Annotated in this window: 16 protein-coding genes; 7 read left to right on the forward strand and 9 right to left on the reverse strand. The window is 69.3% G+C overall.

The features are described from left to right. Window positions 1-7 precede the first annotated feature (7 nt). The 4 genes from thrC to EOW65_RS08170 are packed head-to-tail and all read left to right on the forward strand — an operon-like array spanning window position 8 to window position 4,681. The gene (gene thrC, locus EOW65_RS08155; protein ID WP_128148468.1) at window positions 8-1,405 is read left to right on the forward strand and encodes a threonine synthase; all 1,398 of its coding nucleotides are present in this window, start codon (window positions 8-10) and stop codon (window positions 1,403-1,405) included. Then, entirely contained in the window at window positions 1,402-2,661 is a 1,260-nt protein-coding gene (locus tag EOW65_RS08160; RefSeq protein ID WP_128148469.1) for a M16 family metallopeptidase, read from the forward strand. Before thrC ends, EOW65_RS08160 begins: the two co-directional genes overlap by 4 nt. Then, window positions 2,661-3,245: a GNAT family N-acetyltransferase gene (locus EOW65_RS08165; RefSeq protein ID WP_128148470.1), complete on the forward strand. Its 585-nt coding sequence runs from the start codon at window positions 2,661-2,663 to the stop codon at window positions 3,243-3,245. The genes EOW65_RS08160 and EOW65_RS08165 overlap by 1 nt, the downstream gene beginning before the upstream one ends. A gap of 38 nt (window positions 3,246-3,283) precedes the next feature. Then, window positions 3,284-4,681, forward strand: coding sequence for an FAD-binding oxidoreductase (locus EOW65_RS08170; RefSeq protein ID WP_128148471.1), 1,398 nt, complete (start codon window positions 3,284-3,286; stop codon window positions 4,679-4,681). Window positions 4,682-4,685: 4 nt separating this feature from the next. Here the strand turns inward: EOW65_RS08170 and EOW65_RS08175 are convergent, their stop codons facing one another. The 3 genes from EOW65_RS08175 to EOW65_RS08185 all read right to left on the reverse strand — a co-directional run bounded on the left by EOW65_RS08175 (window position 4,686) and on the right by EOW65_RS08185 (window position 6,846). Continuing rightward, a complete protein-coding gene (locus EOW65_RS08175; protein ID WP_121531774.1) occupies window positions 4,686-5,216 on the reverse strand; it encodes an adenine phosphoribosyltransferase in 531 nt (176 codons plus the stop codon). Further along, on the reverse strand, window positions 5,213-6,091 hold the full coding sequence (locus EOW65_RS08180) for an S-methyl-5'-thioadenosine phosphorylase (protein ID WP_128148472.1): 879 nt from the start codon (window positions 6,089-6,091) through the stop codon (window positions 5,213-5,215). The genes EOW65_RS08175 and EOW65_RS08180 overlap by 4 nt, the downstream gene beginning before the upstream one ends. A gap of 155 nt (window positions 6,092-6,246) precedes the next feature. Then, entirely contained in the window at window positions 6,247-6,846 is a 600-nt protein-coding gene (locus EOW65_RS08185) for a flavin reductase family protein (RefSeq protein ID WP_128148473.1), read from the reverse strand. 76 nt (window positions 6,847-6,922) lie between these two features. Here EOW65_RS08185 and EOW65_RS08190 point away from each other — a divergent pair, with 76 nt between their 5' ends. Next, the gene (locus EOW65_RS08190; protein ID WP_128148474.1) at window positions 6,923-7,408 is read left to right on the forward strand and encodes a GNAT family N-acetyltransferase; all 486 of its coding nucleotides are present in this window, start codon (window positions 6,923-6,925) and stop codon (window positions 7,406-7,408) included. A gap of 48 nt (window positions 7,409-7,456) precedes the next feature. Beyond that, window positions 7,457-8,218 carry an EcsC family protein gene (locus EOW65_RS08195; RefSeq protein WP_128148475.1) on the forward strand — a complete coding sequence of 254 codons (762 nt, stop codon included), beginning with the start codon at window positions 7,457-7,459 and terminating at the stop codon, window positions 8,216-8,218. Window positions 8,219-8,339: 121 nt separating this feature from the next. Here the strand turns inward: EOW65_RS08195 and ptsP are convergent, their stop codons facing one another. After that, complete coding sequence (gene ptsP / locus EOW65_RS08200; protein ID WP_128148476.1) at window positions 8,340-10,586, reverse strand: phosphoenolpyruvate--protein phosphotransferase; 2,247 nt, start codon at window positions 10,584-10,586, stop codon at window positions 8,340-8,342. 49 nt (window positions 10,587-10,635) lie between these two features. Beyond that, on the reverse strand, window positions 10,636-11,898 hold the full coding sequence (locus tag EOW65_RS08205; RefSeq protein ID WP_128148477.1) for an aspartate kinase: 1,263 nt from the start codon (window positions 11,896-11,898) through the stop codon (window positions 10,636-10,638). Between the two features lie 180 nt (window positions 11,899-12,078). Between EOW65_RS08205 and EOW65_RS08210 the strand changes: the two genes are divergently transcribed. Continuing rightward, window positions 12,079-13,623 (forward strand): pyruvate kinase, encoded by a 1,545-nt coding sequence (locus EOW65_RS08210; RefSeq protein ID WP_128148478.1) that lies wholly within the window; start codon window positions 12,079-12,081, stop codon window positions 13,621-13,623. A gap of 50 nt (window positions 13,624-13,673) precedes the next feature. Here EOW65_RS08210 and EOW65_RS08215 read toward each other — a convergent pair whose 3' ends face one another. The 4 genes from EOW65_RS08215 to EOW65_RS08230 form a co-directional block, all read right to left on the reverse strand. Further along, window positions 13,674-14,318, reverse strand: a complete 645-nt coding sequence (locus EOW65_RS08215) for an SDR family NAD(P)-dependent oxidoreductase (protein ID WP_128148479.1) — start codon at window positions 14,316-14,318, stop codon at window positions 13,674-13,676. 61 nt (window positions 14,319-14,379) lie between these two features. Further along, window positions 14,380-14,826 (reverse strand): DUF1178 family protein, encoded by a 447-nt coding sequence (locus EOW65_RS08220; RefSeq protein ID WP_128148480.1) that lies wholly within the window; start codon window positions 14,824-14,826, stop codon window positions 14,380-14,382. 68 nt (window positions 14,827-14,894) lie between these two features. Then, the gene (locus tag EOW65_RS08225) at window positions 14,895-15,347 is read right to left on the reverse strand and encodes an NUDIX hydrolase (RefSeq protein ID WP_128148481.1); all 453 of its coding nucleotides are present in this window, start codon (window positions 15,345-15,347) and stop codon (window positions 14,895-14,897) included. Window positions 15,348-15,485: 138 nt separating this feature from the next. After that, entirely contained in the window at window positions 15,486-16,727 is a 1,242-nt protein-coding gene (locus tag EOW65_RS08230) for a 3-deoxy-D-manno-octulosonic acid transferase (protein ID WP_128148482.1), read from the reverse strand. Window positions 16,728-16,775 lie beyond the last annotated feature (48 nt).

Genomic DNA, 16,775 nt, shown 5'->3' on the forward strand with positions numbered 1-16,775 from the left:
GCGAAAGATGCGCTATATCTCCACCCGGGGGCAGGCCCCGGTTCTGAGCTTCGGCGAGGCGATGCTGACGGGCCTTGCACGGGACGGCGGGCTCTATGTGCCGGAAACCGTGCCGGTGATGACCGCGGACGAGATCGCGGCGCTTGCCGGGCTGAGCTATGAGGAGGTCGCCTTCCGGGTGATGCGCCCCTTCACCGGCGACACCTTCACCGAGGCCGAGCTGAAGGGCGCCATCGCGCGCGCCTATGCGGGCTTCGGCCATGCCGCGCGCGCGCCGCTCAAGCAGCTCGCGCCGAACCACTTCCTGCTCGAGCTGTTCCACGGCCCCACCCTCGCGTTCAAGGATTTCGCGATGCAGGTGATCGGCCAGCTGTTCCAGATCGAACTGGCGAAACAGGGCCGCCGCATCACCATCGTCGGCGCCACCTCGGGCGACACCGGCTCGGCCGCGATCGAGGCCTTCCGCGGGCTCGACAATGTCGATGTCTTCATCCTCTTCCCGCATGGTCGGGTGAGCGAGGTGCAGCGCCGGCAGATGACGACGCCGATCGAGGGCAATGTCCACGCGTTGGCCGTCGACGGCGATTTCGACGACTGCCAGGGCAAGCTGAAGGACATGTTCAACGACTTCGCCTTCCGTGACGAAGTGGGCCTTGCCGGCGTCAACTCGATCAACTTCGCCCGGGTGCTGGCGCAGATCGTCTATTTCTTCACCTCGGCCGTGGCGCTTGGTGCGCCGCATCGCAAGGTCAGCTTCACCGTGCCGACCGGCAATTTCGGCGACATCTTCGCAGGCTTCCTCGCGAAGGAGATGGGCCTGCCGGTCGAGCGGCTGGTGATCGCGACGAACCAGAACGACATTCTCGACCGCTGCCTGAAGGCGGGCGATTACACCAAGCACGGCGTCACCCCCTCGATCAGCCCCTCGATGGACATCGAGGTCAGCTCGAACTTCGAGCGTGCGCTGTTCTGGGCCTATGGCAAGGACGGCGCTGCCATCGCTGAGCTGATGGATGAGCTGAAGACCAGGGGTACCTTCACCGTCTCGGCCAATGCCATGGCGCATCTGCGCGACACCTATGACAGCGGCTCGGTCGGTGAGGCGCGCACGCTCGAGGTGATCGGCGAGACGCTGAAGGAGACGGGCGAACTCGTCTGCCCGCACAGCGCCGTGGGCGTCGGTGTGGCAGCCGGGGCGATCGAGCGCGATCCGGGCACGCCGATGGTGACGCTGGCCACCGCGCATCCCGCGAAATTCCCCGATGCGGTCGAGGAAGCCACCGGCCTCCGCCCGGCACTGCCGCCGCGCATGGCCGACCTCTTCGAGCGGCCCGAGCGCGTGACCCGCGTGGCGAACGACCTTGCCGCGCTCGAGGCGCTGATCCGCAAGGAGCGGCGCGCATGATCGAGACCACGACGCTGCCGAACGGGCTTCGGATCATCACCGAGCCGATGCCCGGGCTTGCCTCGGTCTCGGTCGGGATCTGGGTCATGGCCGGCGGCCGCCACGAGCGGCCCGAACAGAATGGCATCGCCCATTTCCTCGAGCACATGGCCTTCAAGGGCACGAAGACCCGCAGCGCGCTGCAGATCGCCGAGGCGATCGAGGATGTGGGCGGCTATATCAACGCCTATACCTCGCGCGAGATGACGGCCTTCTATGCCCGCGTGCTGGGGCCCGACGTGCCGCTTGCGCTCGACGTCATCTCGGACATCGTGTTGAACCCGGTCTTCGACCAGCGCGAGATCGAGGTCGAGCGCAACGTGATCTTGCAGGAGATCGGCCAGACCCTCGACACCCCCGACGACATCATCTTCGACTGGCTGCAGGAAGCGGCCTATCCGGATCAGGCGATGGGCCGCACCATCCTCGGCCCGGCCGAGAAGGTGTCGCGTTTCGGCCGAGAGGATCTGTCGCGTTTCGTGGGCGAGCATTACGGCCCCGACCAGATGATCCTGGCCGCCGCGGGCGATGTCGATCACGCCGCGATCGTGAAACAGGCCGAGGCGATCTTCGGTGGCCTGTCGCCGGTGCGCCAGCCGGCGCCGCAGCTGGCCCGCTGGGTCGGCAGCGAACGGCGCGAGCTGCGCGACCTCGAGCAGGTGCATTTCGCCCTCGCCTTCGAGGGGCCGACCTATCGCGACCGCGACCTCTACACCGCGCAGGTCTACACCACCGCCATGGGCGGCGGCATGTCCTCGCGCCTGTTCCAGAAGATCCGCGAGGAGCGGGGGCTGTGCTATTCGATCTTCGCGCAGGCCGGCGCCTATGACGACACCGGGATGATCACCATCTATGCCGGCACCTCCGAGGAGGAGGTGGCGAGCCTTGCCGCATTGACCATCGACGAGCTGAAGCGCGCGGCCGAGGACATGACCGAGGCCGAGGTGGCGCGGGCGCGCGCGCAGATGAAGGCGGGGATGCTGATGGGGCTTGAAAGCCCGTCGAGCCGGGCCGAGCGTCTGGCGCGCAACCTGGCCGTCTGGGGCCGGGTGCCGCCGCTCGACGAGATCGCGGGGCTGATCGACGCGGTCAGCACCGCCGACGTGCGCCGCTACGGCGAGGAGATGATCACCCGGGACCGCACCGCGCTTGCCCTTTACGGGCCCGCGGCCAGCGCCCCGGATCTTGCGGGGTTGCGCCAGAGGCTCGCTGCCTGATGCTCGTCCGTCGCCGGAAGCCGAAGGTCGAGACGGAACGCATGACGCTCCGCCTGCCGATGCATTCGGACTACCGGGACTGGGCGCTGCTGCGCGAGGAAAGCCGGGCCTTCCTGACGCCGTGGGAGCCCGCCTGGTCGCCCGATCACCTCGGGCGCAAGGCCTTCACCAACCGCGTCTACTGGGCGGCGCGGGCGGAGAGCGCGGGCACGGCACTGCCCTTCTTCCTGATCCGGCGCGAAGACGGGCGCGTCCTTGGCGCGATCACCCTCGACAACATCCGCCGCGGCCCGGCGCAGGCCGGCACCATCGGCTACTGGATCGGCGAGCGCTATGCCCGGCAGGGCTACATGCGCGAGGCGATCCGCGCCGTCGTGCATCATGCCTTCCACGTCCTCGACCTGAGCCGGGTCGAGGCCGCCTGCCTGCCCGAAAACGCCGCCTCGCGCGGGGCGTTGGAGAAATCCGGGTTCAAATACGAGGGCGTGGCGCAGAGCTATCTGCAGATCAACGGCCGCTGGCGCAACCACGTGCTCTATTCCAACCTGCGCGCCGACCGGCGCGGGCGCACCGACATCGGCTGAGACGGCCCCGGCGGGCCCGACAGAAGAAGGAGACCGCGATGCTGACCCCGGCAGATCAGGCATTTCTTGACCGGCTGCGTGCCGAGGGCGTCGAGGTGGGCGAGGCGGAGCCGCGCTACCTCGAGGAACCGCGCGGGCGCTGGCCGGGGCGCGCCGCGGGCGTGGCGCGGCCGCATTCGACGGAGGAGGTGGCGCGGGTGCTGCGCGCGGCCGCGGCGGAACGGGTGGCGGTGGTGCCCTATGGCGGCGGCACCGGGCTTGTCGGCGGGCAGGTGAAGGGCGAGGGCCCGCTGCCGCTGGTGCTCAGCCTCGAGCGGATGACGGCGCTGCGCGCGATCGACCCGCAAAGCCTCGTGGTCGAGGCGGGCGCAACGCTGCAATCGGTGCAGGAGGCGGCGCAGACGGTGGGGCGGCTCTTCCCGCTGACCATCGCCGCGCAGGGCACGGCGCAGATCGGCGGGTGCCTGTCGACCAATGCGGGCGGCGTGCATGTGCTGCGCTATGGCAATGCCCGCGCGCTCTGCCTCGGGATCGAGGCGGTCCTGGCCGACGGCACGGTCTGGAACGGGCTCACGCGGCTCAGGAAGGACAACACCGGCTATGACCTGCGCGATCTGCTGATCGGCGCCGAGGGCACGCTCGGCGTCATCACCGCGGCGGCGCTGCGGCTCTTCGAGCCGCCGGCGGTCACGGGCCTTGCCTTCTTCGCGCTGCCCTCGCCTGCCGCGGCGGTGGCGCTTCTCGGTCTGGCGCAGGGCCGCTTTGCCGGCTGCGTCTCGGCCTTCGAGCTGATCTCGCGCCAGGGGCTCTCCTTCCTGCGCGAGGTCGGGCCCGAGGTTCACATGCCCTTTGCCGAAGACCCGGACTGGATGGTGCTGATCGAGCTCGGTCTGCCCGCCGGCATGGACGCCGAGGCGGCCTTTGTCGAGCTCTTCGAGGCGGCGGAAGATCTGGTTCTCGATGCGGTGATCGCGCAATCGGGGGCGCAGGCCGCGCAGATGTGGGAGCTGCGCGAGAGCCTGCCGCTTGCCAACCGCCGCATCGGCGCGATCTCGAGCCATGACATCTCGGTGCCGGTGGCCGCGATCCCCGATTTCGTCGCCGAGGCGGGCGCGATGCTGGCCGCCATGGGCGATTTCCGCATCAACTGTTTCGGCCATGTCGGGGACGGCAACCTGCATTACAACGTCTTCCCGGCGCCGGGGCGGAACCGCAGCGAATACGACGCGCAGAAGGATGCGGTGAAGACCGCGGTGCATGACCTCGTGGTGCGCGGCTACAACGGCTCGGTCTCGGCCGAGCACGGCATCGGCCGGCTCAAGGTCGGCGACCTCGAGCGTTATGCCGATCCGGCGAAGCTGATGATGATGCGGTCGATCAAGACGGCGCTTGATCCCTTGGGCATCCTGAACCCCGGCGCGGTGCTGCGCGGCTGAGGGCTCAGGCGCCCTCGAACTCGCACAGCACGCTGATCGGCAGGCCGAGGCTTTCGAGCAGCTTGCGGCCACCGAGTTCCGGCAGGTCGACGATGAAGGAACAGCCGACGATCTCGCCGCCGAGCCGCTCGATCAGCTGCGTGCCGGCGCGGCAGGTGCCGCCGGTGGCCAGCAGGTCATCGACGATCAGCACCTTCTCGCCGGGCGCGATCGCGTCCTCGTGGATCTCCATGATCGCCTCGCCATATTCGAGCTTGTAGGCCTGGCTGATCGTCGCACCGGGCAGCTTGCCCTTCTTGCGCACCGGCACGAAGCCCTTCGAGAGCTGGTGCGCGATCGCGCCACCGAGGATGAAGCCGCGCGCCTCGAGCCCCACCACCTTGTCGATCTGCTCGCCGGCCCAGGGGGTCAGCATCTGGTCGACCGCCATGCGGAAGCCCTTCGGATCGGCAAACAGCGTGGTGACATCGCGAAACAGGATCCCCTCGTGCGGGAAGTCGGCGATGGTGCGGATGTAATCCTTGACGGTTTTCATTCTCGGCCTTTCAGGACGCGGCCCATCACGGGCATCAGCTGGGCGACGAGCGCGGGGTCGCGCTTCGCCGGATGGGTCATGATCGCGCTGTCGAGCGCGTGGGTGCAGCCCGCGGCGCAATCCTCGGCGGGGCCGGCGATACGGGCGGGGAGTGCCGCGACAAGGGCGCGCGCCTTGTCGGCATTGGCGATCGCCGTGGCCACCACCTGCGCCACGTCGACGGCGTCATGCTCGGGGTGCCAGCAGTCATAATCGGTGATCATCGCGATGCAGGCATAGCAAAGCTCGGCCTCGCGGGCGAGCTTGGCCTCGGGCATGCCGGTCATGCCGATCACGTCGGCCCCCCAGCTGCGATAGAGCCGGCTTTCGGCAAGCGTCGAGAATTGCGGCCCCTCCATCGCCACATAGGTGCCGCCCTCGTGCACGGTCAGGCCGAGGTCCCGCGCCGCGCCCGCGCAGAGCGCCGACAGGCGCGCGCAGGTCGGGTGCGCGAAGGGAACGTGCCCCACCAGCCCCGGCGCGAAGAAGCTTTTCTCGCGCGCGAAGGTGCGGTCGATATACTGGTCGACGATCAGGAAATCGCCGGGCGCATAGGCCTCCTTCAGCGAGCCCACGGCCGAGACCGCGATCAGATCGGTGACGCCGAGGCTCTTCATCGCGGCGATATTGGCGCGATAGGGCACCGAGGTCGGCGTGTGCACATGGCCGCGGCCGTGGCGCGGCAGGAAGACCATCTCGACCCCGCCGAGCGTGCCGGTCAGCACCGCGTCCGAGGGCGGGCCGAAGGGCGTGTCGACCGTGACCCAGGCCGCGTTCTCGAGCCCGGCGATCTCGTAGACGCCCGAGCCGCCGATCACCCCGATCTTCCGTTCCATCGCCCGCTCCTTGCTGCTGCGCGGCGAAGATTAGGCGCGTGGCGCGGGCAAGAAAAGGGCGGATTGCAGGAGGAGGCGGGGAAGGGAGGGGGCGCTGCCCCCTCGGCCTCACCCCGGGATATTGGGGGCGATTGGAAGCGGAAAGCGATCGTGCCTCAGCCCCCCGGCGGGCGGTCGAGCTCGAAGGTGTCGCGCACCGCGGCGTAATCCTTGTAGCCGAGCCGGCTGAGCCGGTCGGGCGGCAGATAACGGCCGTCGGTCAGGCAATCGGGGCGGATGTGGATGCCCGTCACCTCGCCATGGATCAGGAAGTTCGACTTGCCGAGCAGCGGGATCACCTGCACCAGCCGGCATTCGAGGGCGGCCGGGGCCTGCGCGACGCGCGGGCAGTCGATGGTCTCGCACTCGGCCTTCTCGAGGCCCGCGACGGTGAACTCGTCCGTTCCCGCGGGCAGCGGGGCCGAGGAGGCGTTCATCGGCCCGATCAGCTCGGAGGAGACGAGGTTGACGCAGAACACCCCGCTTTCGCGGATCTGCGCGAGGCTGTCCTTGGTGTCGCCGCGATCAGGTTTCGCCGCGGTCGAGGCGAAGGCGACCTGCGGCGGGGTATAGGCCACGGCGTTGAAGAAGGAATAGGGGGCGAGATTGTCGCCGAGGCTGCCGCGCGTCGCGATCCAGCCGATCGGGCGCGGCGCGACGATCGCGTTGAACGGATTGTGCGGCAGGCCGTGGCCATCGGCGGGGCGGTAGAACATGGCGGCAGGGATCCCTTTGATTTGAACCTGACATTATCGCGTGTTAGGCGCGTCTGACGAGGGATTCGGGGGCGCCATGTATCAGCTCGAGGAAGAGACCGAGGCCGACTGGTGGGAAGTCGAGGCGCTTTACGACCTGTGCTTCGCGCCGGGGCGCACGGCGCTGTCCTCCTATCGGTTGCGCGACGGGGTCGAGAAGGTCCATCCGCTGTGCCTGACGCTGCGCGAGGACGGGGTGCTGGCCGCCGTCATCCGCTACTGGCCGGTGAAGGTCGGCGGGCGGCGCGTGCTGCTGCTGGGCCCGGTCGCCGTGCACCCGACGCGGCAGGGCGAGGGGCTCGGTGGCATCCTGATGCACGAAAGCCTGGCCGAGGCGCGCCGGCTCGGCTGGGAGCGGGTGCTGCTGGTCGGCGATCTGCCCTATTATCAGCGCTTCGGCTTCTGGAAGATCGACGGTGTGATCATGCCGCCGCCGACCAACCCCGAGCGCGTCCTGGCGCTTGAATTGCAGCCCGGCGCCTGGGAGGGCGTGCGCGGCCCGGTGGAAAAGTTCACCGCCTGATTGGCGCCGGCCCGCCGCGCCCCCATATCGGGCAAAACGGAGGATGCGATGCCGCCCGAGATCCTGTTGCCCGTCACCGATCCGAAACTCGTGACCGAGCTCGATGCCCTTGCCCGGCGCCATCGCGGCGCCTCGGGGCCGGTGATGCAGGTGCTGGGCTTTCTCGGCGGCTCGGCCGAAGGGCTGGTGAACCGGCTGCCGGCGGGCGTGCGCACGGGGCTCGAGGGCGCGACCGAGCGCGCGCTCGACACCGCGATGGCGGCGGCGAGCCGCTCGCGCGGCGTGGTGGCGGACCGGCCCGACTGGGTGAACACCGCGCTTGCCACTGCCATGGGCGCAGCGGGCGGTTTCGGCGGGCTGCCCGGGGCGCTGGCGGAGCTGCCCTTCACCGTGACCATGCTGCTGCGCGCGATCCAGGGCATCGCGGCCGAGCACGGCTTCGACCCGGCCTCGGACGAGGTGCGGCTGGAATGTCTGCGCGTCTTCGCCTCGGCCGGGCCACTCGCGCGTGACGACGGCACCGACATGGGCTTCTTCACCGCCAAGGTGACGATCACCGGCTCCGGGCTGTCGGGGCTGATCGCCCGGGTCGCGCCGCGGCTGTCGGTGGTGCTGGGCGAGAAGCTTGCCGCGCAGACGGCGCCGGTGCTGGGCGCGGTGGCGGGCGCCGCCGTCAACTATGCGTTCACCAGCTATTATCAGGAAATCGCCCGCGTGCATTTCGGGCTCAAGCGCCTTGCCCGCGACAGCGGCGAGGATGAGGGGCTTCTGCGCGAGGAGCTGGTGGCGCGGATCACCGCCCGCCGCTGAAAAAGACGCCTCCGGCGGGAGTATTTCCGCCAGGAAAAGCCCGGGGGCCCTGAAGACCGCGAGGGGGCTTTTTCCTGGCCCAAATACTCCTCTTTCCCCACCGCCCGCGCGGCATGGGGCCTCAGAGTGTGGCGAGATAGGCCATCACCGCGGGGCGCACGCTTTGCGCGCCGGCCTTGCGCGCCTCGAGGATCACGCGGCGCAGCGCGTCGAGATCGGCACGGCGGATCAGGTGCTTGACCGGGCCGATCGAGGCCGGGCGCATGCTGAGCGTGCGGATGCCGAGCGCGGCGAAGGTCAGCGCCTCGACCGGGCGGCCGGCATCCTCGCCGCAGAAGCTCAGCGCCGTGTGCGACACGTCGCAGCGCGCGATGATCCGTTCGATGAAGGTCAGGAAGGCGCTGTCGAGCGTGTCGTAACGGCGCCGCACGCGTTCGTTCTCGCGGTCGGCGGCGAAGAAGAACTGCTTCAGATCGTTGCCGCCGATCGAGATGAAATCGCAGGCCTCGAAGAAGCTGTCGGGGGCGAAGGCGAGCGAGGGCGTTTCCAGCATCGCACCGATCTTCAGTACGGCCGGCACCGGGCGGCCGCGTGCGGCCTCGCGGTCGCGTTCGTGCAGAAGCGCGGCCTTCGCCTCGTGGAACTCGTCGGGGGTGGCGATGAAGGGGAACATCACCGAGAGCGGTCGGCCCTCGGCCGCGCGCAACAGCGCCTGCAACTGCATCCGCAGCACACCCGGCTTGTCGAGCCCGACGCGGATCGCGCGCCAGCCCATGGCCGGGTTCGGCTCGTCTTGCGGCTTCATGTAGGGCAGGACCTTGTCCGAGCCGATGTCGAGCGTGCGGAACTGCACGTGCTTGCCATCGGCCGCGTCCATCACCCGCTTGTACAGCGCAGCAAGCTCCCCGCGCCGCGGCACGCGCGAGCGGATCAGGAATTGCAGCTCGGTGCGGAACAGGCCGACGCCATCGGCGCCCGAGTTCATCAGCGAGGGCAGGTCGGCCATCAGCCCGGCGTTCATCATCAGTGCCACGGTCTTGCCAGACAGGTCGGTGGCCGGCAGGTCGCGCAGGTCGGCGTAGCGTTTCTGCGCCTCGGCAGCCATCGCGATCTTGTCGCGGAAGGCGACGGCGACGGTTTCTTCGGGGCGCAGATGGACGATGCCCTGATCGCCGTCGACGAGGATCGGATCGCCGTTCAACGCTTCCGTGGTGATCCGCTTGGCATGGATCACCAGCGGGATCGCCAGCGCGCGGGCGACGATTGCGGCGTGGGAGCCGACCGAGCCCTCTTCCAGCACCACGCCCTTCAGCTGCCGGCCATAGTCCAGAAGCTCGGCCGGGCCGATGTTGCGCGCGATCAGCACCGGATTCTCGGGGAGTTCCGCCCCGGTGTCGCGGCCCTGGCCGGTCAGCAGGCGCAGCAGCCGGTTCGACAGGTCGTCGAGGTCGTGGAGACGTTCGCGCAGGTAGGGGTCGGGGGATTGCTCGAGCCGGGCGCGGGCGCTCGACTGTTCCTTCTCGACCGCCGCTTCGGCCGAGAGGCCAAGCGCGATGTCCTCGCCCATCCGCCGCACCCACCCCCGCGAATGCGCCAGCATCTTGTAGGCCTCGAGCACCTGGCGCTGGTCCTTGTCCATCGCCACCGAGGCGGTCAGCATCTCGTCGATCTGCGCCTGCAGCGAGATCACCGCCTCCTCGAGGCGATGCTGCTCGGCCTCGGGGTCGTCGCCCACGGGGTTCGTGACCACGACGCGCGGCTCGTGCAGCCAGACCCGGCCCTCGGCGGCGCCTTCCTGGCCGGTGGTGCCGCGGAACATGACAGGGAAGCGATGCGTGGCGCCGATGCCGTTATGCTCGCCGGTGAAGGCGCCGAGCTCGGTCATTTCCGCGAGCACCATTGCCACCACCTCGAGCCCGTAAAGCTCGTCTTCGGAGAATTCGCGGGCCTCGCGCGACTGCACGACCAGCACGCCGAGCCGCTCGCCCACGCGCTGGATCGGCACGCCGAGGAAGCTCGAATAGATCTCTTCGCCGGTCTCGGGCATGTAGCGGAAGCCGGGCTCGGAGGGCGCGTCGCCGGTGTTCACCGGCACCCCGGTGCGCGCGACGCGGCCGACGAGACCTTCGCCAAGCCGCATCCGGGTGTGGTGCACCGAATCGGGGTTGAGCCCCTCGGTCGCGCACAGTTCGAGCGTCTCGGGGTCGCGGAACAGGTAGATCGAGCACACATGCGTGCCCATCGAATCCGCGATCAGGCTGGTGATCCGGTCGAGCCTGTCCTGCCCCCCGCCTGGGGTGGCAAGCGTGTCCCGCAGACGCCGCAGCAGGCTACGGCTGCGGCTGTCGCTCTCGCTGCGATCCGGCATCGACCTCGCGCGCCCCGCTTCTTGCATTCAGGGGCCTGACCCGGTCAGATCAGGCCGCTTTTTCCAGTCCGAAAGCATCATGGAGGGCCTGCACGGCCAGTTCCATATATTTCCGGTCGATCAGCACCGAAATCTTGATCTCGGAGGTGGTGATGACCTTGATGTTGATGTTTTCCGCAGCGAGCGCATCGAACATGCGTGCCGCGACGCCGGCGTGCGAACGCATGCCGATGCCGACGACCGAGACCTTCGCCACATCGGTGTCGATGATCAGCTCGTCATAGCGGATCAGATCGGCGGCCTTCGCATCCTCAAGCGCCTTCTGCGCGCGGGCGACCTGATTGATCGGGCAGGAGAAGGTCATGTCGGTGACGGCGCCGCTGTGGTGCTCGTCATAATCCTTTTCCGAGATGTTCTGCACGATCATGTCGACGTTCACGCCGGCTTCGGCCAGCGGCCCGAAGATCGCCGAGGCGACGCCGGGGCGGTCCTCGATGGTGAAGAGCGTGATCTTCGCCTCGTCACGGGAAAAGGCGATACCGGAGACGGCTTTCGATTCCATGATTTCATCCTCACCGCAGACAAGGGTTCCAGAATTTTCATCGGTGTCCTCGAAGGAGGACAGCACCCGCAGGCGCACATTGTAGCGCATCGCCAGCTCGACCGAGCGGGTCTGCAGCACCTTCGCGCCGAGCGAGGCGAGCTCGAGCATTTCCTCGAAGGCGATCTTGTCGAGCTTGCGCGCCTTCGACGAGACGCGCGGGTCGGTGGTGTAGACGCCGTCGACATCGGTGTAGATATCGCACCGTTCCGCCCCGAAGGCGGCGGCGAAGGCGACGGCGGTGGTGTCCGAGCCGCCGCGGCCGAGGGTGGTGATCCGGCCCTCGGGCGACAGGCCCTGGAAGCCTGCGACCACGGCGACCTTCATGCCCTCGGCGAATTTCGCGTCGATATTGGCGCTCGGGATGTCGACGAAGCGGGCCGAACCATGCGCCGAGGTGGTGTTGATCGGCACCTGCCAGCCCTGCCAGCTGCGCGCCGGCACGCCCATCTCCTGCAGGCGCAGCGCCATCAGACCGGCGGTGACATTCTCGCCCGAGGCGACGACCGCATCATATTCGCGCGCATCATAGAGGGGCGAAGTCTGCTCGACCCAGCCGACGAGTTCGTTGGTCTTGCCCGACATGGCCGAGACGATGACGATGACGTTATAGCCACGGTCGACCTCGCGCTGCACCTTCGCCGCCGCATTCGCGATCCGGTCGAGGTCGGCCACCGAGGTGCCGCCGAATTTCATGACGAGAAGCGGCATGATACCCCCCCTGAAACGCCGCGGCCCTCTGCCCCGGACTTTGCGCTTCTGCTAGCGGAAGGGGGCGGCGCTTGCAAGAGCGCGCCTGTGCCGCAAGGCGTGATCTGGCCGTCGTGCGATTGTCACGCCGCTGTCACCCGGCGGGCGTAGCCGGAACCGCGGGAAGCGAGGAGGATCGCGATGAGTCTTGCAGAGGTTGAAGGGCGCGAACGGCGCGCACAGGCGCGGGGGCTCTACCGGGCGCTCGAAGGACTGCGTGCCGACATGGCGCGACGGGCCGAGACCACGCTCGAGGCCTGGGACGGCAAGATCCTGCGGCCCGAATTCATGCCCTCGGCGCGCAACCTGGCCGATTATCTCGCGTTGCGGCGCGGCGACCTGGTGCCGTTCCAGGCGCCGCTGTCCTCGCTCGGGCTGTCCTCGCTCGGCCGCTCCGAGGCGCATGTGCGCCCCTCGCTCGATGCGGTGCTGGCGTCGCTCGCGCTCATCGGCGGCGAGGGGGTGGCCGAGTATCCGCCGGTCGAGATCTTCGCTGCCGGCCCGGCGCGGCTCGCGGCGCGCCGCGATGCACTCTTCGGCGCGCGCCGCGGCAATCCGAACACCCGGATCATGGTCACCCTGCCCTCGGACGCGGCCGAAGACGCCGCGCTCGTCGCCACGCTGATCGCGTCCGGCGCCGATTGCATGCGGATCAACTGCGCCCATGACGGGCCCGACGCCTGGTCAGCGATGATCGGCCACGTGCGCCGCGCCGCCGCCGCGGCCGGGCGGAGGGTGCCGGTGCAGATGGACCTGCCCGGGCCGAAGCTGCGGGTCGAGACGGTGGCGCCCGGCAGGGGCGAGAAGGGCGCGAAGAAGGAAAAGCTCGAGCCGGGCGAGACCGGGCGGCTGTTCGAGGGCGACCGCTTCGAGGTGGTCGAGACGCTTTCGACCAAGCCCGGCCTGCCGCAGATCACCCTCAGCCATCCGGCGCTGATGGCGGCGATGGAGGTGGGGGGCGCGCTCTGGATCAACGATGGCAAGATCCGCGCGAAGATCCTCGAGGTCAGCCCGGGCCGGGTGCTGGCCGAGATCACCGGCACGCCGGGCAAGGGGGCGAAGATCAAGGCCGAGAAGGGGGTGAACCTGCCCGGCGTCGACCTGCGGGTGCCGGCGCTGACCGAGGAGGACCTCGGCCATCTCGACTTCGTTCTGGGCCACGCCGACATCATCGGCTTTTCCTTCGTGCAGACCGGCGCGGACCTGCGCGCGCTTTTCGCCGCGCTCGCGGAGCGGGCGGAACCCGTGGGCGAACACGCGGGCCCCTCGCTGATGCTGAAGATCGAGACCCCGCTTGCGCTGCGCAACCTGCCGGCGCTGATTGTCGAGGCGGGTGGGCGGATGCCGGTCGGCGTGATGATCGCCCGCGGCGACCTCGCCGTCGAGATCGGCTTCGAGCGGCTCTCCGAGATCCAGGAGGAAATCCTGTGGCTGTGCGAGGCGGCGGAGGTGCCGGTGGTCTGGGCGACGCAGGTACTCGAAAGCATGGTCAAGGATGGTCAGGCGAGCCGCGCCGAGATGACCGATGCGGCGATGAGCCAGCGTGCCGAATGCGTGATGCTGAACAAGGGGCCGCATCTTGACGACGCGGTCCTTTTCCTGCGCGACGTGCTGGTGCGGATGGATCGCCATACCAACAAGAAATCGCCCCGGCTCGGCGCGCTCGGCCTCTGGCACGACCTCTGAACCTGTGCGGTCGGAGGGGCCGGGCAAGGGGGGCAACGCCCCCGCTTGCCTCAGAACGGGATCGGCGCGCCGTCCCAGGCCTCGAAACAGCCGGTGGTGTCGGGTCCGAGCGCGGCAAAGCGTGCGGCAAGGCCTGCGGCCGAGGTTTCGGCCTCGATCTGCGCCCCGGGGCCGCCCATGGCGGTCTTCACCCAACCCGGGTGATAGATGCCGACCGAGATCTCCTCGGGTTTCAGATCGACCGCAAGATTGCGCCCGAGGTTCAGCACCGCCGCCTTCGAGGCGCGGTAAATGTAGCTGCCGCCGGGGGCGTTTGCATCCGAGGCCATCGCCGAGGACAGGATCGCGATCTTGCCCTTCGCCGCACGCAGGTTCGGCAAAAGCGCCTGGATCGTCAGGAAAACGCCGGTGACATTGGTGGCGAAGCCCTGCGCCCAGAGGGGGGCGGCATAGCCGGTCTCGAGCTCCTGGCCCTTGTCGGGGTAGATCCCGGCGTTGCAGACGAGCAGGTCAAGCGGCAGCCCGTTCAGCCGCTGTGCCAGCGCCACCGCGCTTTTGGGCGCGGTGACGTCGAGCGGCAGCAGGTCGCCCTCGGGCTGGCGGGCGGTGCCGAAGGCGGCGCGGCCCGCCTCGCGATAGTGCGCGAGAAGCGCGGCGCCAAGGCCGCGGTTCGCGCCGGTGATGAGAATGGTCATGTGCTTCTCTCCCTTGTCCTTTTTCCCCAGAATGCGCCTTGCGGCGGCGGCTGCAAGGGGGTCAGTTCGTCTTGCGCGGCGGCAGGAAGGGCAGGGGCGTCACCGCGATCCCTTCCTCGAGCAGGGCGCGGGCCTCGTCCGGCCGGGCCTCGCCGCGGATCGCCCGCTCCGGTTTCTCGCCGGCATGCATCGCGCGGGCTTCGTCGGCGAAATCGCGCCCGACGTCATCGGAATTTTCCTCGATCACCCGGCGCATCTCGGCCAGTGCCGCCTCGAGCGCGCCCTGCGGTGTGCTGAGCGGATGCGCGGCGGTCGCGGGGGCGGTCTCCGCGGTGGTGTCGCGGGCGGGGCGCAGGGCGGGGGTCATCAGCGCCTTCTCGACCACGGCCGAGCCGCAGACCGAGCAGGCCACCATCCCGGCCGCGCGCAGCTTCTCGAACGCCTCGGCGGAGGCGAACCAGCTGTCGAAGCTGTGGTCCTGATCGCATTTGAGCGTATAGCGGATCATCGGCGGCCTGCGGGAAAGGGATTTCCCTGAGATAAGCGAAGCGGGGCCGAATGCAAGCCCGGGCCGGCTCAGCCGCGCGGCAACGCGCGCAGCAGCGTCGCAAGCTCGGGCTCGGCCACTGATTTCGCGGCCTTCTTCGCGGTCATCCATTTGCGCCGGCGCTGGCCCTTCTCGGGGAATTTCGCCGCCAGCCGCTCGACCCGCACCGGGTGCACCTCGACGCGCGAGGGCATCGGTTTGCCGGAAACGAGCTCCTTCAGCGCGCCATAGCTGCCGAGCGCCGCGCCGGCGAGATGGCCGACGACGCCCGCCTCTTCCCAGGCCTCGGTCAGCGCCGTCTCGCCCCCCGATTTGCCCGCCATCGGCCAGCCCTTGGGCAGGATCCAGCGCCCCGTGTCGCGAGAGGTGATGAGCAGCACTTCAATGCGCCCGGCCTTGCGGCGGGTGCAGAGGGCTGCGAACTGGACCGGAACCGCTCCCTGCGCGTCGCGCAGGAGGGCCAGCTTTCTTTCGAATTTCATGGCCTCGCCCGTGGTTGCGGCTGCTGTGCCGCTTGATCTTCTTGTGAACAAAAAAATAGGACGAAATGCCGCAGATTTCCATAACAGCCATGTAACGGTTCGGCGAAGAATTGCTGAAATTGTAGGGAAGTGCCCGTTTCAGCGGCGTTTCGGGGCGTCGATCCGCGCAAGAAGCGCCTGTGCCAGACGGGCGGGGGCGCCCTCGGCGGCGAGCGCGGCAAGGGCGCGGCGTGCCGCGCGGGCAAGATCGGCCTGCGCTGAGGGGGCAAGCGTGAATCCGGCAGCGAGGCTGTCGGCGTCTTCCACCCGGATCGCGCCCCGGGCGGCATCGAGGGCGGCGAAGGCGTCGGCATGGTTGAAGACCGAGGGGCCGTGCAGCAGCGCGCAGTCCTGGGCTGCGGGCTCGAACGGGGTGTGGCCGCCCTTTTCGACAAGGGTGCCGCCGATGAAGCAGATCCCCGCCGCGGCATACCAGTTCGCCATCTCGCCCATGGTGTCGGCGAGCAGCACCGGCGCCGCGGCGGGCTCGCCCGTCGAGCGGGTGGCGAAGGCAAGGCCGCGGGCGGCGATCAGCCGCGCGATCTCGGGCCCGCGCCGCGGGTGGCGCGGCGCGAGGATCAGCCGGAGTGACGGATTTGTCGTCCGCGCGCGGGCGAAGGCGTCGAGGACGATCTCCTCCTCGCCCGCGTGCGTCGAGGCGGCGAGCAGGGTCGTTGTGCGCGGCCAGCCGAGGCTGAAATCGGGTTCGGGCAGGCGCACGGCAGTCTTCAGGTTGACGACCGGCAGCGTCGCACGGGCGGGCAGGCCGAGGGCGCGGAACTCGGCCTCGGAGGCCGGGTCCTGCGCCGAAAGCGCGGTGATCGCGCGCATCAGCCGGGGGCCGAGCCCGGTCTTGCGCCAGCGCCGCGCCGAGCGTGCCGACATCCGTGCGCCGATCGCCAACACCGGCAGGCCGCACGCGGCACAGCCGAGCAGCCGGTTCGGCCAGAGTTCGTTCTCGACCACGATCAGCGCCGCGGGGCGGTGCCGTGCGAGAAACCGGGCCAGCGCCCAGCGGGTGTCGAGCGGCGCGGCCCGCACCGCGATCCGCTCGTCCCCCCAGCCAAGCGCCATCGCCCGGGCGGTGACGGTGTTCGTGGTGACCAGAAGCCGCAGCCCCGGCCGCGCGGCAAAGAGCGCGGCGATCAGCGGTTGCGCCGAGATCAGTTCGCCATTCGAGGCGGCATGGAGCCAGATCGCCCCCGGTGCCGAGGGCGCGCCGCCGCCAAGCCGTTCGGCGAGTGCCGCAGCGGGCTCGGCACCGCGCAGCACCCGCAGCCCGAGCCGGATCAGCAGCACGGGCAGGGCAAGCGACAGGAGCAGGCGATAGAGGAAGAGCACAGGGCAGATCCGGGGTGAGGTCGCGGCATCAAAGCGGGGCGGGGCGGC

Source organism: Paenirhodobacter ferrireducens, assembly GCF_004022265.1.
GTDB classification, from domain to species: Bacteria; Pseudomonadota; Alphaproteobacteria; order Rhodobacterales; family Rhodobacteraceae; genus Rhodobacter; species Rhodobacter ferrireducens.